A 21,255-nucleotide genomic window follows, 5' to 3' on the forward strand; every position below is an offset into this window, starting at 1 on the left:
CTGCCCGGCGGAAAAACATGCTACATAGCTCACGCCTCGCACCGAGCCCGCCTCCCCCGGATGTCCACTCCCGCTTCCTCCCTGCAGCACACGCTCAGCGGCCCGATCGCCGATGCACCGGTTTCCGCGCGCGGGCGGCGCCTGCTCGCCGCGCTGCACGCGCATTGCGTGCAGGCGCTCAGCGGGCCGCTGCGGCTGACCATCGTCGAGCTGGAACGCGAGCTGCTGCATCAGGCCGAGCATGCCCGCAACAGCCAGATCCAGGCCGAAACCTATGCGCAGACACGTGACCTGCGCGACCACATCGATCGGTTTCCGCAGGCGTTCCTGCAGCAGCTGGCGCAGGACCTGGCCACGCTGCGCGATCGCCCGTCGCTGATGCCAGCAGCCGATGCCGCAGCGCATCCGCAGATGCTCACCCTGGTGGAGGACACCGATATCGATCGCGATATCGTGCTCAGCGAGATTGCGCGCCGCGAAACCTCCCGCCGCGCCGATGCGCTGCAATTGCTGGCGCAGCGGGTGGCGGTGATCGGCGCGGTGGCCGAGTTCGAACTGGAAGCAGTGCCGCTGGGCCCGTACGCCTTGTGCCGCGTGCTGCGCCAGTGCGGCGAAACGCTGGGACTGAGCCTGGATGGGCAGCTGACGCTCTACCGCGTGTTCGAGCGTCAGGTCATCGAGCGTTTGAACGATCTGTACGAGCGCGCCAACGGCACGCTCGCGCAGGAAGGCATCCTGCCGGGGCTGATCTATCACCCGTACCTGGTCAAGCCCACCCAGGTGCAGACGCGGCGCGCACCGCCAGCAGCAGCCACCGCACCGAAGGATGCTGCGGCCGCCAGCACGCGCGCGCTGCCGCCGCGCAACGGGCGGCCTGCAACTGGCTGGAGCGGTCAATCGGCACCGACACCGTGGCAGAGCGCCCTGCTGGATCCGCCCGCCATGCCGATGACACTGGCAGCGGCGACCGACGGTGAGCAGGCAGCACCTGCCCTGAGCGATGCAGTGCAGGCGCTCGGCGGCCTGATGTCGTCGGCGCGCCGGTCGCAGGCGGCGGGCAACGTAGGCGCAGCGGCGAATCAAAGCTCTGCAGATCACGGCGCAGCACCTGCAAGCAGCGCCCAGGCAACGCTCGAAAAAGCATCTCCCCGGCTCGCCGCCTCGGCCGTGCCCAAGGCCGCCGTCAGCGACGCACTGGCCAGCCTGCAGGGCACGCTGGCGGCACAGGCAGCGGCAGCGGCGCAGCCGACCGGCATCGATGCGGTGCAGCGCCAGCTGCTGGCGTTGCTGCGGGCGCAACACGGCCCCGACGCCGCGCTGTCGCCGCAGGACACCGACACCTTCGATCTGCTCGGCCTGCTCTACGCGCAGATGCAACGCGAAGTGCGCGAGCAGACCCCGGCGCAGGCCCTGCTCGCCAAGTTGCAGGTGCCGGTGGTGCGCGCGGCCTTGGCCGATACGCATTTCTTCGTGCGCGACCAGCACCCGGTGCGCGAATTGCTCAACACCGTGGCCGAGTCCGGCGCGGTCTGGCTGGGCGACGACGATGTCGACCCGCAGTTGCTGCACAAGCTGGGCAGCGCGGTGGACCGGATCGTCAACGACTACCAGGGCGACGAGGCCGTGTTCGCCGCGGCCAACGCCGATATCCAGGCGCATCTGCGCGCCTTGGCGCGCAAGGCCGACCTCGCCGAGCGCCGCCATGTGGATGCGGCGCGCGGCAAGGAGCGGCTGGAGTCGGCCAAGCAGCAGGCCGAGGCGCGCATCGAGCAGCTGTGCGAGCAGAGCGTCCCGCCGCGCTTCGTGCAGGCGCTGCTGCGTCAGGCATGGTCGGACGTGCTGACGCTGACGCTGCTGCGCCAGGGCGAGCAATCGCCCGAATGGGACGAGCGCCAGGCACTGACCGCGCGCATCGCCGAAGTCACCTGCCGCAGCAAGGGGCAACCTGCCGACATCGCGCTCGGCAGCGAGATCGAAACCGCGCTGCTGCAGGTCGGCTATCACCACGATGAAGCGGCGGCGATTGCGCGGCGCCTGTCCACGCCCGGCGGCGAGGACGAGACGACCTCGCGCACCGAGCTCGCCACCAGGCTCAAGGCGCGCACGCGGCTGGGCGACCAGGGCGACAGCACACCGCGCAAGGACATCGCCGGCCCGCGTTCGCCGGCCGAAGAGGCCTGCTACACGCAGCTGCGCAGCCTGCCGTTCGGCAGCTGGTTCGAGTTCGTGATCAACCAGCAGGGCGACCTACGTCGGCAACGGCTGTCCTGGTACAGCCCGATGACCGGCAACGCGCTGTTCGTCAATCAACGTGGGCAAAAGGTCGCCGAGCACTCGCTGGATGGCCTGTCGCGGCTGATGGCCGGTGGCCAGGCACGCCTGCTGGTCGAAGAGAAATCGCGCCTGATCGACCGCGCCTGGCATGCCACCGTGCGCACGCTGCGCAGCCTGGCCGGTCAGGCGCCCATTGCAGAGGTCAACCCATGATCCAGGACACCCGCCGCGCACCGCGCCGCCAGCCGTCCGACCTGATACCGGTGACCGACATGCTCAGCGAGGCGCAGATTGGCCGGGTCGGCAATGTCTCGGAAACCGGCATGCTGCTGCTGGCCTCGGTTCCGCTGCACGACGACGCCCTGTATCAATTGCGCTTCAGCCTGCCCGAGCGCATCGGCCGTGCCACCGAGATCGATGTCGGTGTGCATCTGTTGTGGACCGAAGCCGCGCACGCACCCGGACAGGCCTGGGCCGGCTTCCGCTTCCTGACCATGTCCGAGCCGCATCGCCAACGCCTGCGCGCCTGGATCGCCGAAGAACACATGCTGGGCTGAAGGACAGCATCACCACGATTACGGCAAAATCGCGACCTGTCTTTGCATCGCCGATCGAGCCCCGCATGCCCCAGCCGTCCTTGAGCCACCTGTATTCCGACCACCTGCGCACGCTGACCGCGCGCGCCGACGAGGCGCTGCAGCGCGGCGGCTTCGACCACCTGGTGGTGCCCAGCGGCAGCCTGCATTACCAGGTGTTCGACGACCGCGACTATCCCTACGCGGTCAATCCGCAGTTCAAGGCCTGGGTGCCGCTGACGCGGGTGCCCAACAGCTGGCTGGTCTACACCCCGGGCAAGCGCCCAATGCTGATCTTCTGCCAGCCGTTGGACTATTGGCATGTGGTGCCCGAGGCGCCCAGCGGCTGGTGGGTGGAGCACTGCGACATCCACATCATCCGCACCCCGGACCAGGCCCTGGCGCTGCTGCCCAGGCAGATCGACCGTTGCGCCATCCTGGGCGAGGCGCAGAGCGCGCTCGGTGCGTATGTGCCCAACAATCCGCAGCCGGTGCTCGATTATCTGGACTACCAGCGCGCGTTCAAGACGCCGTACGAACTGGCCTTGCTGCGCATCGCCCAGCAGCTGGCAGTGCGCGGCCATCGCGCCGCCGAAGCGGCCTTCCGCGCCGGCCAGAGCGAGTTCGGCATCCATATGGCCTACTGCGCCGCCGTCGGTCAGGACGCCAACGAACTGCCCTACGGCAACATCATCGCGCTCAACGAGCACGGCGCGGTGCTGCACTACACCGAACTCGGCCAGCAGCCGCCGCAGCCGCTGCGCAGCTTCCTGATCGATGCCGGTGCTTCGGCCTACGGCTACGCCAGCGACATCACCCGCACCTACGCCGCCGACCCCGGCAGCGAATTCCAGGCCCTGATCGATGCGGTGGATGCCGCACAGATCCGCATGGGCCAGAGCGTGCGCAGCGGCGTGGATTACAAGCAGTTGCACGTGGATGCGCATCTGGCCCTGATGGGCATCCTCAAGGACTTCAGCATCCTCACCGTGTCGCCGGAAGCCGCGCTCGCCACCGGCGTCAGCGCTGCATTCTTCCCGCACGGGCTTGGCCATCTGATCGGCCTGCAGGTGCACGACGTGGCAGGCTTTGCGGCCAGCGACCGCGGCGGCCGCATCGAGCGCCCCGCCGGCCACCCGTATCTGCGGCTGACCCGCGTGCTGGAAGCGGGCATGGTGGTCACCATCGAACCGGGCGTGTACTTCATCGACATGCTGCTGGACGAAGTGAAGAAGAACGGCCACGCCGCCAGCGTCGACTGGGCGCGCGTTGCGCAGTTCAAACCCTACGGCGGCATCCGTATCGAAGACGAGGTGGTGTGCACCGATGGCGCGCCCGAAAACCTGACCCGCCCGGTGTTTGCCGCCCCTTGAATCCTTCCGCACCGCACGGAGCATTGCCATGAACGATCCACGCCAGTCCTCGCACCCCGACCATCCGATGTATCAACAGATCCAGCGCGGCGTGCATGCAATCGATGCGGCACATGGACGCACACCCGACCAGACCAGCGACCGGCTCAGCGCCGCCCTGTTGCCGCTGGCCAAGGAAGGCGGCCTGTCGCGCGTGGATCATGTGCTGATGAGCGAGGCCAACAATCGCGGTGTACACGGTGGCGAAAACGTGTTCGTGGTGCAGGGCGACCCGGCCAACCCGGCGCATCTGCGCGCGCACATGAAGACCGAACAGGCATTGAGCACGCCGGAAGCGCAATCGTTCGCACGCGCGCAGCAACTGGCGACGCCAGGCGAACAGGTCCAGCAGCCCGAACGCACCCAGACACCCCAGCTGGGCCAGTAGAACGGCCCGCAGCACAGCGGCCGGGCGCCTCATGCCTGCAAGGCGCCCGGCGCGGCCCGAGCGCCGCCGTCCTCAGCCGGATACGCCGCGCAATCTCAACCAAGCCGGTACTGCGCGTGTGGCTCGCAAGGCAATGCACCGATTCAGGTCACGGCGGCTCATGGCGGCATGACCGCGCTATGCGCGCAACGCGTCGCGGTCCGCCATCTCCGCTTCGATCTCGTCGGCGCTGCGCGCCAGCGCATCGGTCAGCACCCGATGGCCGTCGGCGGTGATCAGCACATTGTCTTCGGTGCGGATGCCGATGCCGCGCCATCTGGCCTCCACCGTGGTGTCGTCGGCGGAGATGTAGAGCCCCGGCTCGATGGTGAACACCATGCCGGGCTCGAGCAGACGCGAGTCGCCAGCCAACCGGTAGTCGCCCACATCGTGCACATCCAGCCCCAGCCAGTGGCCGGTCTTGTGCCGATAGAAGCGCTTGTAATGGCCGTCGGCGATATTGCGCTCCAGCTTGCCCTTGAGCAGGCCCAACTGCAGCAGTCCTTCGGTCAGGGTCTGCACCGCGGCCAGATGGCCGGCTTCGTAGGGCACGCCGGGGCGCGCCTGCGCCAGTGCGGCAGCCTGCGCAGCGCCGACCAGATCGTGCAGCGCACGCTGCGCCGGGGTGAAACGGCCGTTGACCGGAAAGGTGCGGGTGATATCGGCCGCGTAGCCGCGGTACTCGGCGCCGGCATCGATCAGCACCAGTTCGCCATCGCGGCTGCGCGCATTGTTGGCGCGGTAGTGCAGCACGCAGGCATTGCTGCCGGTGCCGACGATGCTGCCGTACGCCGGCCACGCATCGGCGGCGCGGAACGCACACTCCACCTCGGCCTGCAGTTCGTACTCGTGCACACCCGGCCGCGCCAGCCGCATGGCGGCGCGATGCGCGCGCACGCTGATGTCGGCGGCGTGCTGCATCAAGGCGATTTCGTCGCGCGACTTGAACAGCCGCTGCTCGTGCAGCAGATGCCCGAGCTCGAGGAATTCGTGCGGCGGCTGCGCGCCGTGGCGCACCTGCTCGCGCACGCGCTTGAGCCAGCCGATCAGCTTGAGGTCGAAGTCGACATCGCGCCCGAAGTGGTAATAGACGCGGCTGCGCCCTTCCAGCAGGCCCGGCAGGATCTCGTCGACGTCGTCGATGGGGTACGCATCGTCCATGCCGTAGCGCTCCACCGCGCCGTCCTGGCCCTCGCGCGGGCCATCCCAGGCCTCACGCTCGGCATCGCGCTCGCGGCAGAACAGGATCGCCTCGCCATGCTTGCGGCCCGGCACCAGCACCAGCACCGCTTCCGGCTCCGGGAAGCCGCTCAGATACCAGAAATCCGAATCCTGCCGATACGGGTAGTGGGTGTCGTGGCTGCGCACCCGCTCGGGCGCGGCCGGCAGGATCAGGATGGCCTGATCGCCGGCCATCTGCATCAGCTGCTTGCGCCGACGCGCGTACTCGGCCGCGCCGATCCCGGTGAGTTTTTTCATGGCGGTCGTGCGGTCAGTTCAGACGTTGGCGGAAGCGCGGCCCCATCACGCAGTCGCCATGCAGCAACAGCACCGCCACGCGCACGAACTCCTCGATCTCCGCCAGGGCGGTGTCGTCTTCGTCGGCCGCATCGAAATCGTCGCTGGACGCCTGCGCCAGCCGCGCCAGGTCCTGCAGCGCCTCTTCGCCCTCTTCGGTCAGTGCCGGGCGCTGCTGCGCCGCCAGGCCGAAGCCACCCAGAAAGGCACGACACCAGTCGAACAAGGCATCGGTACGCGCCGCCAGCGGTGCGCCGTCATCGATCAGCAGCAGTTCGAAGGCGAAATCGCGGTCTTCCAGCTGCGCCACCGTGGCCTGCCGCATCTGGTCCAGCGCCCCGCCCTGCCTGGGTGCCACCTGCGCGGTGTCGGCCAGGATGCGCGCCAGCCAGTCGCCGCTGTCGGCACCGCCGCCGGAGAGCCACCCGCACAGCCCGCCATGCAACTCCGCTGCGGAGGAAGCCAACTCCAGCTGGCGACTTTCGTTTTGCACAGCGGTTACATCGGGCAGATCCATCGGGTCATCCAGGCTGGGAACAGAAGGTGCCGGCGCATGGGCCAGCGATTTGACTTCCCAGTGTATCAAGGCACCCCGCGTCGGCCGCCAGCGGCGCGTTCCCTACGGGGTCCACGCGCGTGGCGCCGGCCGCGCCGGGCGCGGTGCAAGCCCTTGTCGGGATTGGCCTGACGGCGGGTAAGCGGGCTGCGATCGGGCGCTTGACCGCCGCGCGCACGCGCCCCTATCGTGAGCGTATGGACAACGCCGCTGCCCTCGCCCAGATCCGCGCACTTGCCGCCCGTGTGGAGGCCTTGGTCGAGCGCAGCCAGCGGTTGACCGACGAAAACCGCAGCCTGCGTCACCAGCAGGAGCAGTTGATCGGCGAGCGAGCGCAATTGCTGACCAAAAACGAACAGGCGCGCTCGCGCGTGGAAGCGATGATCGTGCGCTTGAAATCCCTGGAGCAGCACACGTGAGCAACAACGAGCCGGTCAGCGTGCGTATTCTGGATCGTGAATACACCGTTGGCGTCACCGCCGAGGAACGCGAGAGCCTCACCGCTGCGGCGCGCCTGCTGGATCTGCGCATGCGCGAGATTCGCGGCAGCAATCGCATGGCAGCGGTGGACCGCGTTGCGGTGCTGGCCGCACTCAATCTGGCGCACGAATTGCAGCAGCTGCGCGATCAGCAAGCGCTGTACGACCGTGAATTGGCCAATACGCTGGACAGCTTGAATCGCCGCCTGGACAGCGTGTCCGACACACCGCGTTGAGGTGCAGTTCGCACTGTCGTCGCAAATATGAACTTTCAATTGCGCCGGCCGACGAATGGGCTAGCCATCGCGCAGCAGAGGTCTATACTTCACCTGCGTTCTCTGCTGTAAACGACAGCGTGCAAAACATTCGCCTTGTCCCTTAATTACGACCACGGGGGCGCGACGAAGCCGGGAGTGCAAGTCCGCCTTGTAGCGGGAAGCCCGATGGCCTCACAACGTCCCCACTTGAACCCCGGGTTCAAGGTCGTTTCGCCCGCATCGTTCACGGCGGAGAATGCAAATCTGAAACGGCGCCTTCGGGCGCCGTTTCTTTTTGCGTGTCTGAAACGCGCGGCACGCGCAGTTCGGCTGCGCCGCTGTTGTAATGACTACGCCAAGACATGCGTGCGTGCGCCGCAACGTTGCCAGTGCTGCACGCACGCGCTCAGCGACAGGCGAGAGACTTGCGGGCACCGGCGATCGGTGGGACACGCGCAGCTAGTCAGGCGCGTCCACGCCATCGACAATATCCCTCCGCCTATCGCTGCGAGACGCCATGACCGACGACCGAGACGCCTTGCGCCAGCAGTTGCGCGCGCTGCGCCGCAGCCTGCCCGCAGCGCAGCGCCTGGCAGCCGCCGATGCGCTGGCCGAGCGCCTGCTGGCGCTGCCGTTCGCGCCGCAGACCGGCGCGGTGGCCGGGTACTGGGCGATGGATGGTGAAATCGCGCTGCATCGCTGGCAACTGAGCCTGCCGGCCGGCGTGCGCTATTGCCTGCCGGTGCTGGACGGGCGCGTCCTGCGCTTTGCGCCGTGGCGGCCGGGCCAGGGGCTGGTCAGCAACCGCTACGGCATCCCCGAGCCGGACGTGGCACGCGCCGAGCTGCTTGCACCCGAGGAGATGGCGCTGGTGGTGACGCCGTTGACCGGCTTCGACGCGCAGTGCCGGCGGCTGGGCATGGGAGGCGGCTGGTATGATCGCAGCTTCGCGTTCCGGCATCGCCAGACGCCGCCGCCCTGGCTGGTCGGCGTCGGCTTCGCCGCGCAGCAGCTGCCCTCCCTGCCCATCGAATCCTGGGACGTGGCGGTGGATGCGATCTGCACCGAACACGCCACCTTCCTGAAAGACGACGCCGTTTCCGAATGACTGCCCGCAAGCGCTACTGGTTGATGAAGTCCGAGCCGGACACGTTTTCCATCGATGATCTGGAACGCGTCGGCACCGAACCGTGGAACGGCGTGCGCAACTACCAGGCACGCAACTTCATGCGCGACGGCATGCATGTCGGCGATGGGGTGTTGTTCTACCACTCCAACTGCAAGGTGCCGGGCATTGTCGGCATCGCCAAGGTCGCCAGCGCCGCATATCCGGACGACACCCAGTTCGATCCCAAATCCGACTACCACGACCCCAAGGCCACCCGCGAAAATCCGCGCTGGATGCTGGTGGACGTGGCCTTCGAGCGCAAGCTCACGCGCACGATCGCACTGGACGAAATCAAGCAGCAGGCCGACGCACTGGGCGAAGGCTTCCCGCTGATCGCCCGCGGCAACCGCCTGTCGATCCTGCCGGTGACCGCCGCGCAGTGGAAATTGTTGCTGGCGATGGAGTAGCCGGGAGTAGAGATTCGGGATTTGCGATTTGCAAATCCCGCTCAGCCCAGCCGCTCTTGCGATTCCCCAATCCCGATTCCCCAATCCCGATTCCCCAATCCCGAGCCCCCAAATGTCCGAAGCAAAACGCCTGGCCGCCGAAAAAGCGATCGATTACGTGGAAGACGGCATGATCGTCGGGGTCGGTACCGGTTCGACGGTGGCCTACTTCATCGATGCCTTGGGCCGCATCAGCCACCGCATCAAGGGGGCGGTGTCCAGCTCCGAGCAGAGCAGCGCGCAGCTCAGGCGCCATGGCATCGAGGTGCTGGATCTCAACCACACCGGCAATCTGTCGCTGTACGTGGATGGTGCCGACGAGTGCGACCCGAACCGTTGCCTGATCAAGGGCGGCGGCGCAGCGTTGACGCGCGAGAAGATCATTGCCGAAGCCAGCGAGCGCTTCATCTGCATCGTCGACCCGAGCAAGCAGGTGCCGGTGCTGGGCAAGTTCCCGCTGCCGGTGGAAGTGATTCCGATGGCGCGCAGCCTGGTGGCCCGCCAGATCCTGGCGCTCACCGGTGGTCAGCCGGTATGGCGCGATGGCGTGGTCACCGACAACGGCAACGTGGTGCTGGACGTGCACAACCTGCAGATCACCGACCCGGTGGCGCTGGAGCGCAGCCTGAACCAGATTCCTGGCGTGGTCTGCGTGGGCCTGTTCGCGCGTCGCCCGGCCGATGTGGTGATCGTCGGTGGCGAGCCGCCGCGGGTGATCTGAGCGATCGCGTGCAAGCACGCGCATACGCAGTTGCGGCCCGCGTTGCGAAGCGACAGCGGGTCGGACTCCTGTCACCTGCGATGACGGTACGACGCACCACAGCGGCTTGACGCACGCGGCCGCTTGGCAGATGGTGCGGCATCCCCGCCCACTGGTATGCCGCATGCGCCGTCTTTGCCTCCTCGCCCTTGCGTTGTTGATCCTGCTCAGCGGCTGCGCCAGCAGCGGCGGCAGCTGGGTGGAACTGGCCGGCACGCGCTACCAGGTGGAGCTGGCGCAGAACGATGCCGACCGCGCCAAAGGCCTGATGTTTCGCGATGCCATGGCCGACGATCACGGCATGCTGTTCGTCCACGACCGCCAGGAACCGCTGGCGTACTGGATGAAGAACACCAAGATCGCGCTGGATATCCTGTATTTCGACAATGAGCGCCGGCTGGTGTCGCAGCAGCGCGACGTGCCGCCGTGTTCGGCCGGCGATGCCTGCCCGCCCTACCCCAGCAAGCGCCCGGCGCGTTACGTGCTGGAACTCAATGCCGGCCAGGCCGCCAGGCTCAACCTGCAGGACGGCGCCAGCCTGACCCTGAGCCCGGATATCCCAAAGCTCAAGTGAATCTCATGCGACAGGCCCTTCCTGTCAGGAAGTACCGGACTTGAACCACGCGCCGCTTGCCGACACTCTTGGCAACATGGTCGACATGCTCCCACTTCCCCATTGGACTGCGCTCGCCAGCCTGGACGACGACGCAGTGCCGTTGATGTCCACCGCGCTGCTGATCGCGCGCGACGAGTATCCGCAGCTGGACGCCGAGCTGTACGACACGCTGGTGCAAAGCCACGTCGAGCACCTGCGCCGCGAGGTGGAGGCGATCGACCTGTGGCCGCTGAAGATGGCCGCGGTCAATCGCTACCTGTTCGACGAGCTGGGCTATTCGGGCAATCACGACGAGTACTACGACCCGCGCAACAGCTACCTCAACCAGGTCTTCGAACGCCGCCTGGGCAACCCGATCTCGCTGGCGATGGTGCAGATCGAAGTCGCGCGCCGGCTGGGCATTCCGCTGGCGGGCGTGTCGTTTCCCGGGCATTTCCTGGTGCGTTTGCCGGTGGACGACGGCGTGCTGGTCATGGATCCGTTCAACGGCGGCCGCCCGCTGGGCGTGGACGAGCTGCGCGAGCGCGCGCGTCCGCACCTGGGTGGCGAGATCCCCGACGACCGCGCCCTGGCGCAGATCCTCGACCCCGCACCGCATCGCGCGATCCTGATCCGCATCCTGCGCAATCTGCACGGCGTCTACGCCGATGCCGAGCACTGGGACCGCGCCGCGCGCAGTGCCGACCGCATCCTGAAGCTGGTGCCGGACCAGCCCGAGGCGTTACGCGATCGCGGCATGGCCTATCTGCACCTGGGCCACCGCAACGGCGCACGCCACGATCTGTCGCGTTATCTGCAGCTCAATCCCAGTGCGCAGGACGCGGCCAATCTGCACGAACATCTGGTCGAACTGAACAGTCAGCGCGCGCGCGCGCACTGAAAACACAGCCTGCAAGGCCCTCGCCAGCACCATGCGAACCTGTGCCGGCGATGTTGTGGCGCGAAAAACGCAGCGATCCAGCTGCGCCGCCAAGGCACTAGAGCGGCGAATAAAACGTAGCGAGCGGTCGTCAGGTGGGTGCGGACGGCGCGCTCAGAGCCGGAGTGTACGAGTGGTACATGCCGATCCCGCGCACCGCAGCGCCCGCCTGACGGCGGCGCAGTAGTTTTGTTAGCCGCTCTCAGTCGATCTCGACCATCTCGAAGTCGTCCTTGGTCACGCCGCAATCCGGGCAGGTCCAGGTGTCGGGAACGTCTTGCCAGGCGGTGCCCGGGGCGATGCCTTCTTCGGGGATGCCGTCGGCCTCGTGGTAGAGAAACCCGCAGACGACGCACATCCAGGTGCGGTAGGTGGTCGTGGATGTCTCGCTCATCGGATAATCGCGGTCACGCAACGGTGGGGCTGCATTGTCCCATCCCACCCACCGCTTCCGGAAGCGCTGCCATGCCCGACCTGCACAATGCCCGCGGCGTCTACCTCATCACGCCCGACGAACCCGACACCGCGCGCCTGATCGCGCGCACCTTGCCGCTGCTGCCCGCTGTCACCTGGCTGCAGTACCGCAACAAGCAGGCCACTGCGGCGCTGCGCCTGGAACAGGCCAGCGCGCTGCGCGAGGCGTGCGCTGCGCACGATGTGCCGTTGATCATCAACGACGATGCGCAGCTGGCACGACAGGTGGGCGCGCAGGGCGTGCACCTGGGCGAAGACGATGGCGAGGCGGCAGCCGCACGTGCGCTGTTGGGCGAACAGGCCATCATCGGGGTGTCGTGCTACGACGAGATTGCGCGCGCGCGCGCAGCGGTCGCGGCCGGCGCCAGCTACGTTGCCTTCGGCGCGTTCTTCCCGACCACCACCAAGGTGACCACACGTCGCGCCACGCCGGCGTTGCTGCAGCAAGCCGCAGCGCTGGGAGTGCCGCGCGTGGCGATCGGTGGCATCGCGGCTGCGCAGGTGCCCGGCTTGGTGGCTGCAGGTGCCGAGTTGATTGCAGTGGTCAGCGGCGTGTACGCCGCGCCGGACCCGCTCGCGGCAGTGCAGGCATATCGGGCCGGGTTTGCACGCTAGCGTGGCTGACAGACGACAGACATCACCCGCGACACGCGCAAGCGAAGACACAAGAGACCGAGACTAGAGTCGAAGCGTCGTTTATTGGATGCAATCAAAAGCTCGGTGGGTCGAGGGCGCGGTGCCCTCACCGCTCGCGGAACACGCCGTGAATCCGTCCATGGAGGCTGCTTGGCGGCATCCATGCCGCCAAGGGTCCCGCAATCGGCAAGGACACCGCACCAGGAAATTTGCCGGCTGTTTTCTTGAGAGCTTGTTGCGCGGCTTACGGTGGCAGGTGAGGCGCTTGCAGGTCGCGTGTTGAAAGCTTGTCCACTGCTCGGCTTGCGATAGGGAGGTGGCGGGAAGCTGGTTGACGCATAGTGATTCGACCAGCGCACGCCATGCCCTGCTTGCAACCACGCACACCGACCATCTCGACTGGTCCTTGCCCGCTCACCGTCGCGGGACCTTACGCGGCATGGATGCCGCGTAAGAGCCTACAGGGACGTACTTGCGGCGTGTCCTGCGGTGGTGGGCGGGCAAGGGGCCCGCAGCCAAACTGCAGATCAACCGCTCTACGACTGATCTATGCGCGCGACCAATCCTCCATCAGCGCATACGAATGGCGACGTGACGTACAGACAACAAGGCAGCGACGCGTGCCATCACGCGTCGCTGCCGGGACCGACCTTATCGCCTGGCGCGGTTAGAAGTCGTAGCTCAATGTCACCCGGCCCGAGCGCGGTGCCTGGTAGGCCACCACCTGATCCCAGAGCGGATTGGTGGTGTTGTCGGGCAGCTGCGAGAACGGGTAGATGTTGGTTGCGGTCTGCTCGTTGGTGATGTTGAACACGTCAAAGCGCAGTGCCAGCTTGCCGGCGGCAAATGCCGGCTTGTAGGTCACGCCCATGTCGAGCTGCGCGATCCAGCCCAGCCGCCCCTGCGAGCCGGGAGGCGACGCCACGCCGGTGCCGGTCTCCGGGTTGTAGCAGTAGTGGTAAGGGCCGCCGGTGATCGCGCTGCCACCGTAGCCGGCCGGGTCGGTGCCGGTGTAGTTGTCGCCGTAGTAGTTGCCCAGGCAATTGTGCGGCGCGCCCGAGATCAGGCTGAAGTTGGCCGACGCACCCCATTGCGGAGTGAACTGGTAGAAACCGAACAGCTTGAGCTGATGACGGTGATCGTTGGATTGATCGCCGTTGAAGTGCTCCATCAGCGCCGCGTGGTCCCAGCTCTGCGTGGTGGAAACCGAGGCCTGGCCCTGGTAGCTGCCCAAAGCGCCGCCGGTGCGCCACAGGTCAGAACGCACCTGACCTTCGGTGGTGCCGTAGCTATGCGACCAGACGTAGTTGACCTTGGCGTACCACTTGCCGTCGAACGGGCGCTCCAGATTGAATTCGACCGCCGAGTAATTGCGCTTGAACTTCGGGAAACCGGCCGCCTCGCGGCTCACCGACACTTCGTGGAACTGGCCATCGGTGCCGATCACGCCCCAGGTGTTGGTCTGGCCCGGATTGATCAGCGATGCACCGGCAACCTGCGAGAAGTCGATGGTGACACCCTGGGCGGCCGCAGCGGCAATCAACGCCGTATTGGAAACGTCGTAGTTCTGATCGTCGATCCCCGCATTGAGGCGGCGATGCGTGCCGCGCACGCCCAGCACCCAGCCGGTGTCCAGCTGCTTGGTGAAACCGAGGATGACCTCGTCCTGGTTCTCGCCTTCGATGTCCTTGACCACCGCGGTGCGCACGTCGGCGATGCGTCCGAAACGCGAGTTGGCCGACACCGCCGACCCCAGCTGCTGTGCCAGGATCGGCGTGCCATCGGCGTTGATGCCGCTGTAGGTGAAGTAGGTATCGGTGGTGGTGGCCGGGGTGAACAGGCTCACTGCCGACAACGGCAGGCCGAGGTAATAACGGCCCACGTTGCCGAACACCTTCAGGCTGGAATCGCCGTTGACGTCCCAGCTGAAACCCAGCCGCGGCGCCCAGGCATTATCCACTTCGATGTAGGGGTCGCCGAACGGGGTGTAGTTGGTGAACTCGTCCTTGCGCAGGCCGATGCTCAGCAGCAGGTTGTCGGTGACCTGCCATTTGTCTTCGATGTAGTAGGCGCGTTGCTTGGCCTCGTAGGAATACAGGCTGGTGTTGATGTTGCGCACCACGTAATAACCGCTGGACCCGTTGACCGGATCGACCAGGCCCGGGCTCGGTGCGCCGATGCCGCCGGCTTCGTTGGCCGACTGGCTGACCAGCCCGCCCGTCCGCAGGCCATTGGGATCGTTGGTCTGGCCATAGGTCCACGCAAAGCCCGGGCCGGACAGCACCGAGCCCACATCGATACCCTCGGACTTCTGGTTATCGATACCGAAGTTGAGCGTGTGGTGGCCGATGCGCCATTCCAGATTCAGGCGTTGATTGTCTTTCTTGTATTCGCGATCCGGTGAACTGACCGAGGTGACCAGCTGATTGCCGATGCGCGGTGTGCCGCCGGTGTAGGCCGGATTCTGCAGCGCGGCACTGTTGATGACCGGCCCGCCGGCCGCGTTGTAGTTGAAGGGCGTCAGCTCATCGGGCGTTTTCATCTTGCCGTACAGCGCGGTCACGGTGAGGTTGTCGCTGAGGTAGCCGGTGTACTTGCCGGTGAACAGGGTCGGGCCGGTCTTCCAGGTGGACTCGTCGGTGAAATAGCTGCCACGCTGGCGATTGACGTAGTCGTAGCGGTAGATCGACCCATTGGTCTCTGCCTCGTCGCTGGCGCCGGTCACCTCGATCAGGTGATTGTCGGTGATGTTCCAGTCCACCTTGGCGTACCAGCGCTTCTGCTTGTAGTCGTAATCGGTGAGACCGCCGGTGCGGCCGTTGTCGGTGTCGCGATTGGTGCCGACGCGTACGCCGTCCGAATCCACCTGTTCGGCAGCCAGGAAGAAGAACAGCTTGTCCTGGATGATCGGCCCGCCGACATAGGCGCTGTAGGTGGTCTGGTTGGCTTCGGCCTCGCTCGCCGGCTGATACAGGCCATTGGCCGAGCGCGCGTAGCGGTAGGCGGCGTTGTTGATCGTGCTGCCCTGGCTGTCCGGGCGCCAGTAGATGTCGCGCTGGTTGGCCTTGAGACCGTTCGGCTCCCAGATCACCGCCGCGCCAAACTTCCACTCGTTGGTGCCACGCTTGCCGATCTGGTTGATCACGCCGCCATTGGCGCGGCCGTACTGCGCGCCGTAGCCGCCGGTGAAGATTTCCTGCTGGTCGATGGCACCGTACGGCAGGGTCAGGCCGCCCAGGTTGTTGCTGATGGTGGTGGTGTTGAAGCCGTTGAGGTAATAGGCGTTTTCGCTGGCGGCCGAGCCGCCGAAGCTGGGCAGCGAGCCGCCGAGCGGGCCATTGTCGAAACCGCCGCTGTTGACCACCACGCCCGGTGCGAGCAGCGCGATTGCCTCGGCGGTGCGGCCCAGCGGCAGTTGCTGCAACTGCTCGGCAGTGACCACGGTGCGAGTGTCCACGCTGCTGACGTCGATGGTGGTCAGGCCTGCGGCGGTGACGGTCACGCTGTCCAGGGTCTGCATGCCGCTGCCCGACGCGGCAGCGAACGAGACGTCGGTGTTGGCGCCGACGGTGATCGCGACGTTCTCGCGCGTCTCCACCACCGCGCCGTCGCGCTTGACGGTGACCTTGTAGGTGCCCAGCGGCAGGTTGCCGGCGGTGTAACGGCCGCGCGCATCCACCGGCACTTCGCGGCTGAACCCGCTGTTGTTTTCCACCAGCACGCTGGTGCCGCTGCTCTGCCCCACGCTGCCGACGATGCTGCCGCTGGTGGACTGCGCGTGGACGCTCCCCATGGCCACGACCAGCGCCAACGCCAAGGCACGCTTCTGGATACTACGGTTCATGCTGTCTCCCCCAAGTCTGGAACTGTCGGCAACGCGACAAAAATGAACGGCGCCAATGGCTACCGGAATCACACTCTCTGAACATCCGCCGCAGGAGGCCAATGACCGCAGGTCATCTGCTCATGCCAAACCGTCGATACCGTCCCGTTCGATCATAGGCAGCCGGGTTGCCCTACCCGCCCGCTCCGACGGGTAGGCAGGCACCTGGTGGGTAGGCGGACAGGGGCCGCAAGCCTGACAATGGCGAATGCGCTGCCCGCAGTCGGGCTGCGCCGCCCCCACTCGGTACCACTCAAGGATCTGCGCGCATGAACCACACCCGCTCCCACGCCCTGTTCGCCCAGGCGCAGACGCTGCTGCCCGGCGGCGTCAACTCACCGGTGCGTGCATTCAAGTCGGTCGGCGGCGAGCCGTTCTTCGTGGCGCGCGCCGATGGCCCGTATCTGTATGACGTGGACGACAACCGCTACATCGACTACGTGGGCTCGTGGGGGCCGATGATTGCCGGCCACAATCACCCGGCAGTACGCGAAGCGGTGGAGCGCGCGATCCGCGACGGCCTGTCATTCGGTGCGCCGTGTGCGGCCGAAGTCACCATGGCCGAGACGATCCACCGGCTGGTGCCGTCCTGCGAGATGGTGCGCATGGTCAATTCCGGCACCGAAGCCACGCTGTCGGCGGTGCGCCTGGCGCGCGGCGCCACCGGGCGCAACCGCATCGTCAAGTTCGAAGGCTGCTATCACGGCCATGGCGACTCGTTCCTGGTCAAGGCCGGCAGCGGCATGCTGACCCTGGGCGTGCCGACCTCGCCGGGCGTGCCGTCCGGCCTCAGCGAGCTGACCGCCACACTCAGCTTCAACGACTTCGAAGGCGCCACCGCCCTGTTCGACGAGATCGGCGCCGACGTGGCGGCAGTGATCATCGAACCGGTGGTCGGCAACGCCAACTGCATTCCGCCGCAGGCCGGCTACCTGCAGCATCTGCGCACGCTGTGCACCCGGCATGGCGCACTGCTGATCTTCGACGAGGTGATGACCGGTTTCCGCGTCGCGCTCGGTGGCGCGCAGGCGCATTACGGGGTCACCCCGGACCTGAGCACCTTCGGCAAGATCATCGGCGGCGGCATGCCGGTGGGTGCGTACGGCGGCCGGCGCGACTTGATGGAGCAGATTGCCCCAGCCGGCCCGATCTACCAGGCCGGCACCTTGTCGGGTAACCCGGTGGCGATGGCGGCGGGCCTGGCGATGCTGGAGCTGGTGCAGGAGCCGGGCTTCCACGCCCGCCTGAGCGAGGCCACCAGCGTATTGTGCGAAGGACTGGAAGATGCCGCGCGCGCGGCCGGCATTGCCGTCACCACCAATCAGGTCGGAGGCATGTTCGGATTGTTCTTCACCGACGAGATCGTGGAGAGCTACGCGCAGGCCACTGCCTGCGACATCACCACCTTCAACCGTTTCTTCCACGCGATGCTGCAGCGGGGCGTGTATCTGGCGCCGTCGGCCTACGAGGCCGGCTTCATGTCCAGCGCGCACGACGCGGCAGTGATCGAGGCCACGCTGGCCGCCGCGCGCGAGGCGTTTGCGGAAGTGGCGCACTGAGGCGTCTTCGGACGTCGTCTTGTCTGCGAGCTGGCACGGACACGCTGACCTTGTGTGGCGTTGAAAGCCAGGCGTGATCGCGTGCCTCGCGATGCTCACCGATGGCGCTGGCCGCAAGGCTCGCGCCATCGGCGATGCCTGATGTGTATCTCGACACCGCGCCGACGCTGAACAGGCGCGGCGCCGGCGTCGTGTCCGGGCCCATGGCGTCCGGATGGACTCGGCTGTTGCCTGGCGCTTGCACGCACCCTGCGCCATCGCTTGCGCCATTCAGGCGGCGGCGCAACGACAAGCTTTGCTTTTGTCTTGTGGCTGTCATACCTTTCTGAAAGGTGTCCACGGATGGGCATGGGTGGGGACCCTCGAAGCAGCCGATATGACGTTGTCGCCGGTCACGGTGACGCCATCTGCATCGCCGCTGTTTCATCACGATCTGCAGCGTGTCGAGCCGGCGCGCTGCCGACGCTTGCCAGGGCCGCCCTCGCCTCATGCTCAAGCCTGTTGCGTTGCTCACACCGCGCCCCTCACCGTCGCGCGATTCCGCCCTTCCCGATTGGCTGCTTGCCAGCAAGCTGGAGCCGCCGCTGCCGCGTACCGGTGCGGTGGTGCGCGGTGCCTTGCTGGCGGCGCTGGATCAGGCCCAGGCCCGGCCACTCACCCTGCTGCTGGCACCGCCCGGGTTCGGCAAGACCACGCTGCTGGCGCAGTGGCATGCGCAGCTGCGCGCACGCGAGCACGCTGCCGTGGCCTGGCTGTCGCTGGACGAAGAGGACGCCGATGCCGCGCGCTTCCTTGGCCATCTGGCGTTGGCGATCCAGCACGCAGGTGCCGATCCGGCGCTGTGCGCCGCAGTGCTGCACAACCGCGACCAGGATCCGCGCGAGGCGGTGACGGTGCTGATCCGCGCGCTGCGCACGGCGCCACGGCGCATCAGCGTGATTCTCGACGATTACGACCGGCTAGGCAGCGGCATCGTCGACGAGCTGGTGCTGCGCCTGGTCGAACACGGCGGCGGACGCCTGCACCTGCTGCTGGCCACCCGGCGCGTGCCGGCACTGCCGCTGGCGCGGCTGGACCTGCAGGCGCAGCTCAGCCGTCTCGGCAGTGCGCAACTGGCGCTGGATGAACACGAGGCGCAGGCACTGCTGGGGCCCCAGGTCCCGGCGCCGGTGGTGGACGAATTGCTGCGCTACACCGAAGGCTGGCCGGTGGCGCTGCATCTGGCGCGCCTGTGGCTGGAGGGCGGCGCGCAGCGTCAACAGGAGGTGGCCGCGCGTTTCTCCGGCCGCAGTGCAAAGATTGCCGCGTACCTGGCCGAACAGGTGGTCAACGATCTGGATGCCGATACGCGCGACCTGCTGTTGCGAACCAGTCCATTGGAGCGCGTCAACGCAGCGCTGGCCGATGCGGTGCGCCAGCGCGACGACAGCGGCCGGCTGCTGGCGCGGCTGGAACATTTCCACGGCCTGCTGGTGCCCATGGATGGCGAGCGCGAATGGTTCCGCTATCACCCCTTGTTTGCCGACTTCCTGCAGCAACTGCTCGACCGCGAACATCCCGGCCAGGCCACGCACCTGCATCAACGGGCCGCACGCTGGTTTGGCGAGCATCAGCATCTGGCCGAAGCGGTGCGGCACGCATCGCGTGCCGAGTGTGGCGACCTGGCCGCCAGCTACATCACGCGCGCCGGCACCTGGCAACTGGTGCTGACCCACGGCACGCACGAGGTGCGCGCACTGCTCCGGCATTTCGAACACCGCACCATCCGCGACACCCCGGCGCTGAATCTCACCCAGGCGCATCTGCACGCAAGGCTCGGCGAGTTCAGCCATGCGCGCCTGCTGCTGGAACGCTTCCGCGACTTTCCAGCGGCGCTGCGTGAGCCCTTGCAGCGCGACTACACGGTGGTGGTGGCGCTGTTGCGCGATCGCCTCGACGAGATCTGCGGCAATCCACATGGCCTGACCCAGATCGCCGCGCAGGCATCAGCGCTGGACGAGGACGATCATCTGGGCCGCGGCATGCTGCTGTGCATCTGCGCCACCACCGCCATTGCGCAGGGCGCCTTTGCATTGGCCGAACGCTACGCCCTGAACGCACGCGACGCGATGCAGCGCGGCGGCAGCGAACCGGGCGCAAGCCAGGCGTTGCTGGCATTGGGCCAGAGCTTTTTCTACCGCGGGCAACTCGGCGACGCCGAAGCCTGTTACCGGCAGGCCCTGAACTGGTGCGCGCGCACCCCGCAACTGGATCGCGTGCTGGAGGCCGCCGGCCAGTGCCTGCTCGCGCAACTGCATTACGAACGCGGCCACCACGACGATGCGGCCGACCTGCTGCATCCGGCGCTGGAACTGCTGGAACAGCACGACGGCGGCATGGACGTGCTGGCTTCCGCCTACGACACCGCGCTGGGACTGGAGCGTGTGCGCGACCACAGCGGGCGCAGTGCATTGGCGCTGCTCGAACACGTCGAACAGATCGCACACGGGCGCAAGCTGACACGCCTGTCCGAGCTGGCGGCAGCATGGCGCTTGATGCTGTTGCTGGAACATCCGGGCAATGCCGCCATCGATGTGGTGATCGCCCGTACCGGCGGCGAATCCGGCCTGGCGCATACGCTGCGCTCGCCCCACCGCTGGCGCGATCGTGCGGCGATGGGCTTTGCGCTGGCACGCTGGCACCGGCTGGCCGGACGCAGCAGTGCCGCGCTGACCATCCTTGGCCAGATCGAACAGGCCTGCCTGGCCAACGACAACCTGTGCCACCTCGCGCGCACCCGCGCACGCATCGCCCTGGTGCTGCAGCAACGTGGCGAACTGGCCGCGGCGCTGCCGCATCTGTACAGCGCGCTCGATCATGTGGCGCTGACGCAGAGCTGGCAGGCGATCGTCGAACTCGGACTGCCGGCCAAGGCAATGCTGCGCTCGCTGCGTCAACACGACCCGCAGACCGTCGGCGGCACCACCCGCGCACTCACCATCCAGGCCCTGCTCGAGCGCCTCAGCGGCGACGAGGACCCGGCCGGCGACATCTTCAGCGAGCGCGAGCTGGAAGTGCTCGCGCAGCTGGCACGTGGGTATTCCAACAAGCAGATCGCACGCTGTCTGCACCTGTCGGAAAACACGGTCAAGTTCCACTTGAAGAACCTCTATCGCAAGCTCGATGCACGCAGCCGCGAAAGCGCGTTGGCGCAGGCCTTGCAACGCGGGTTGTTGCGCGCAGCGGCCCCGCCCGGCAGTGCGGAGACGTCGCCAGGCTGACCGCCAGCGCCGGCACTGGCTTCCGTCGATAAAAAT

18 protein-coding genes and 2 other RNA genes are annotated in these 21,255 nt (G+C 67.0%); 15 read left to right on the forward strand and 5 right to left on the reverse strand.

From position 1 onward, the window contains the following. Positions 1–60 precede the first annotated feature (60 nt). The 4 genes from AC06DU_RS16250 to AC06DU_RS16265 all read left to right on the forward strand — a co-directional run bounded on the left by AC06DU_RS16250 (position 61) and on the right by AC06DU_RS16265 (position 4,649). Positions 61–2,487, forward strand: coding sequence for a DUF1631 domain-containing protein (locus AC06DU_RS16250; RefSeq protein ID WP_478202837.1), 2,427 nt, complete (start codon positions 61–63; stop codon positions 2,485–2,487). Then, entirely contained in the window at positions 2,484–2,831 is a 348-nt protein-coding gene (locus AC06DU_RS16255) for a PilZ domain-containing protein (RefSeq protein WP_024938115.1), read from the forward strand. Before AC06DU_RS16250 ends, AC06DU_RS16255 begins: the two co-directional genes overlap by 4 nt. Positions 2,832–2,896: 65 nt before the next feature. Further along, positions 2,897–4,222: a Xaa-Pro dipeptidase gene (gene pepQ, locus AC06DU_RS16260; RefSeq protein ID WP_478202838.1), complete on the forward strand. Its 1,326-nt coding sequence runs from the start codon at positions 2,897–2,899 to the stop codon at positions 4,220–4,222. A gap of 28 nt (positions 4,223–4,250) precedes the next feature. Continuing rightward, positions 4,251–4,649, forward strand: a complete 399-nt coding sequence (locus AC06DU_RS16265) for an XVIPCD domain-containing protein (RefSeq protein WP_024938113.1) — start codon at positions 4,251–4,253, stop codon at positions 4,647–4,649. A gap of 177 nt (positions 4,650–4,826) precedes the next feature. On the opposite strand, the gene AC06DU_RS16270 is transcribed toward AC06DU_RS16265, so the two are convergent. Together AC06DU_RS16270 and AC06DU_RS16275 are read right to left on the reverse strand one after the other, a co-directional pair. Continuing rightward, entirely contained in the window at positions 4,827–6,167 is a 1,341-nt protein-coding gene (locus AC06DU_RS16270) for an aminopeptidase P N-terminal domain-containing protein (protein WP_478202839.1), read from the reverse strand. Positions 6,168–6,180: 13 nt separating this feature from the next. Further along, a complete protein-coding gene (locus AC06DU_RS16275) occupies positions 6,181–6,723 on the reverse strand; it encodes a YecA/YgfB family protein (protein ID WP_024938111.1) in 543 nt (180 codons plus the stop codon). A 236-nt stretch (positions 6,724–6,959) separates the two neighbouring features. On the opposite strand from AC06DU_RS16275, the gene AC06DU_RS16280 reads away from it, so the two are divergent. The 8 genes from AC06DU_RS16280 to AC06DU_RS16315 all read left to right on the forward strand — a co-directional run bounded on the left by AC06DU_RS16280 (position 6,960) and on the right by AC06DU_RS16315 (position 11,368). Beyond that, positions 6,960–7,181 (forward strand): TIGR02449 family protein, encoded by a 222-nt coding sequence (locus AC06DU_RS16280; RefSeq protein WP_024938110.1) that lies wholly within the window; start codon positions 6,960–6,962, stop codon positions 7,179–7,181. Continuing rightward, a complete protein-coding gene (locus tag AC06DU_RS16285; RefSeq protein ID WP_039512407.1) occupies positions 7,178–7,477 on the forward strand; it encodes a cell division protein ZapA in 300 nt (99 codons plus the stop codon). The genes AC06DU_RS16280 and AC06DU_RS16285 overlap by 4 nt, the downstream gene beginning before the upstream one ends. 96 nt (positions 7,478–7,573) lie before the next feature. Next, positions 7,574–7,758, forward strand: a non-coding RNA gene (ssrS, locus tag AC06DU_RS16290) — 6S RNA. A 257-nt stretch (positions 7,759–8,015) separates the two neighbouring features. Beyond that, positions 8,016–8,606 carry a 5-formyltetrahydrofolate cyclo-ligase gene (locus AC06DU_RS16295; RefSeq protein ID WP_478202840.1) on the forward strand — a complete coding sequence of 197 codons (591 nt, stop codon included), beginning with the start codon at positions 8,016–8,018 and terminating at the stop codon, positions 8,604–8,606. Then, positions 8,603–9,073, forward strand: coding sequence for an EVE domain-containing protein (locus AC06DU_RS16300; RefSeq protein ID WP_478202841.1), 471 nt, complete (start codon positions 8,603–8,605; stop codon positions 9,071–9,073). The genes AC06DU_RS16295 and AC06DU_RS16300 overlap by 4 nt, the downstream gene beginning before the upstream one ends. A 112-nt stretch (positions 9,074–9,185) precedes the next feature. Then, complete coding sequence (gene rpiA, locus AC06DU_RS16305; RefSeq protein WP_016903557.1) at positions 9,186–9,833, forward strand: ribose-5-phosphate isomerase RpiA; 648 nt, start codon at positions 9,186–9,188, stop codon at positions 9,831–9,833. A gap of 163 nt (positions 9,834–9,996) precedes the next feature. Next, entirely contained in the window at positions 9,997–10,446 is a 450-nt protein-coding gene (locus AC06DU_RS16310; protein WP_039512415.1) for a DUF192 domain-containing protein, read from the forward strand. Between the two features lie 40 nt (positions 10,447–10,486). After that, entirely contained in the window at positions 10,487–11,368 is an 882-nt protein-coding gene (locus AC06DU_RS16315; protein WP_065032792.1) for a SirB1 family protein, read from the forward strand. A gap of 104 nt (positions 11,369–11,472) precedes the next feature. On the opposite strand, the gene AC06DU_RS16320 is transcribed toward AC06DU_RS16315, so the two are convergent. Together AC06DU_RS16320 and AC06DU_RS16325 are read right to left on the reverse strand one after the other, a co-directional pair. Next, positions 11,473–11,549, reverse strand: a non-coding RNA gene (locus tag AC06DU_RS16320) — sX9 sRNA. A 60-nt stretch (positions 11,550–11,609) separates the two neighbouring features. After that, entirely contained in the window at positions 11,610–11,849 is a 240-nt protein-coding gene (locus tag AC06DU_RS16325) for a rubredoxin (protein WP_024938106.1), read from the reverse strand. A 23-nt stretch (positions 11,850–11,872) separates the two neighbouring features. Between AC06DU_RS16325 and thiE the strand changes: the two genes are divergently transcribed. Further along, positions 11,873–12,496 carry a thiamine phosphate synthase gene (thiE, locus tag AC06DU_RS16330; protein ID WP_440585157.1) on the forward strand — a complete coding sequence of 208 codons (624 nt, stop codon included), beginning with the start codon at positions 11,873–11,875 and terminating at the stop codon, positions 12,494–12,496. A gap of 688 nt (positions 12,497–13,184) precedes the next feature. Here the strand turns inward: thiE and AC06DU_RS16335 are convergent. Then, on the reverse strand, positions 13,185–16,361 hold the full coding sequence (locus AC06DU_RS16335) for a TonB-dependent receptor (RefSeq protein ID WP_024938104.1): 3,177 nt from the start codon (positions 16,359–16,361) through the stop codon (positions 13,185–13,187). A gap of 308 nt (positions 16,362–16,669) precedes the next feature. Between AC06DU_RS16335 and hemL the strand changes: the two genes are divergently transcribed. Together hemL and AC06DU_RS16345 are read left to right on the forward strand one after the other, a co-directional pair. Further along, positions 16,670–17,959, forward strand: coding sequence for a glutamate-1-semialdehyde 2,1-aminomutase (hemL, locus tag AC06DU_RS16340; protein ID WP_024938103.1), 1,290 nt, complete (start codon positions 16,670–16,672; stop codon positions 17,957–17,959). A 488-nt stretch (positions 17,960–18,447) separates the two neighbouring features. Then, positions 18,448–21,219 (forward strand): winged helix-turn-helix domain-containing protein, encoded by a 2,772-nt coding sequence (locus AC06DU_RS16345; RefSeq protein WP_478202842.1) that lies wholly within the window; start codon positions 18,448–18,450, stop codon positions 21,217–21,219. The last annotated feature ends 36 nt before the right edge of the window (positions 21,220–21,255 follow it).

It is taken from the genome of Xanthomonas sp. NCPPB 3200, assembly GCF_056393585.1.

Excerpts from the sequence above, each read along its gene's own strand:
- AC06DU_RS16250 (WP_478202837.1), top strand. The coding sequence starts at position 61 with ATGTCCACTCCCGCTTCCTCCCTGCAGCACACGCTCAGCGGCCCGATC.
- AC06DU_RS16255 (WP_024938115.1), top strand. The coding sequence starts at position 2,484 with ATGATCCAGGACACCCGCCGCGCACCGCGCCGCCAGCCGTCCGACCTG.
- pepQ (WP_478202838.1), top strand. The coding sequence starts at position 2,897 with ATGCCCCAGCCGTCCTTGAGCCACCTGTATTCCGACCACCTGCGCACG.
- AC06DU_RS16265 (WP_024938113.1), top strand. The coding sequence starts at position 4,251 with ATGAACGATCCACGCCAGTCCTCGCACCCCGACCATCCGATGTATCAA.
- AC06DU_RS16270 (WP_478202839.1), bottom strand. The coding sequence starts at position 6,167 with ATGAAAAAACTCACCGGGATCGGCGCGGCCGAGTACGCGCGTCGGCGC.
- AC06DU_RS16275 (WP_024938111.1), bottom strand. The coding sequence starts at position 6,723 with ATGGATCTGCCCGATGTAACCGCTGTGCAAAACGAAAGTCGCCAGCTG.
- AC06DU_RS16280 (WP_024938110.1), top strand. The coding sequence starts at position 6,960 with ATGGACAACGCCGCTGCCCTCGCCCAGATCCGCGCACTTGCCGCCCGT.
- AC06DU_RS16295 (WP_478202840.1), top strand. The coding sequence starts at position 8,016 with ATGACCGACGACCGAGACGCCTTGCGCCAGCAGTTGCGCGCGCTGCGC.
- AC06DU_RS16300 (WP_478202841.1), top strand. The coding sequence starts at position 8,603 with ATGACTGCCCGCAAGCGCTACTGGTTGATGAAGTCCGAGCCGGACACG.
- rpiA (WP_016903557.1), top strand. The coding sequence starts at position 9,186 with ATGTCCGAAGCAAAACGCCTGGCCGCCGAAAAAGCGATCGATTACGTG.
- AC06DU_RS16310 (WP_039512415.1), top strand. The coding sequence starts at position 9,997 with ATGCGCCGTCTTTGCCTCCTCGCCCTTGCGTTGTTGATCCTGCTCAGC.
- thiE (WP_440585157.1), top strand. The coding sequence starts at position 11,873 with ATGCCCGACCTGCACAATGCCCGCGGCGTCTACCTCATCACGCCCGAC.
- AC06DU_RS16335 (WP_024938104.1), bottom strand. The coding sequence starts at position 16,361 with ATGAACCGTAGTATCCAGAAGCGTGCCTTGGCGTTGGCGCTGGTCGTG.
- hemL (WP_024938103.1), top strand. The coding sequence starts at position 16,670 with ATGAACCACACCCGCTCCCACGCCCTGTTCGCCCAGGCGCAGACGCTG.
- AC06DU_RS16345 (WP_478202842.1), top strand. The coding sequence starts at position 18,448 with ATGCTCAAGCCTGTTGCGTTGCTCACACCGCGCCCCTCACCGTCGCGC.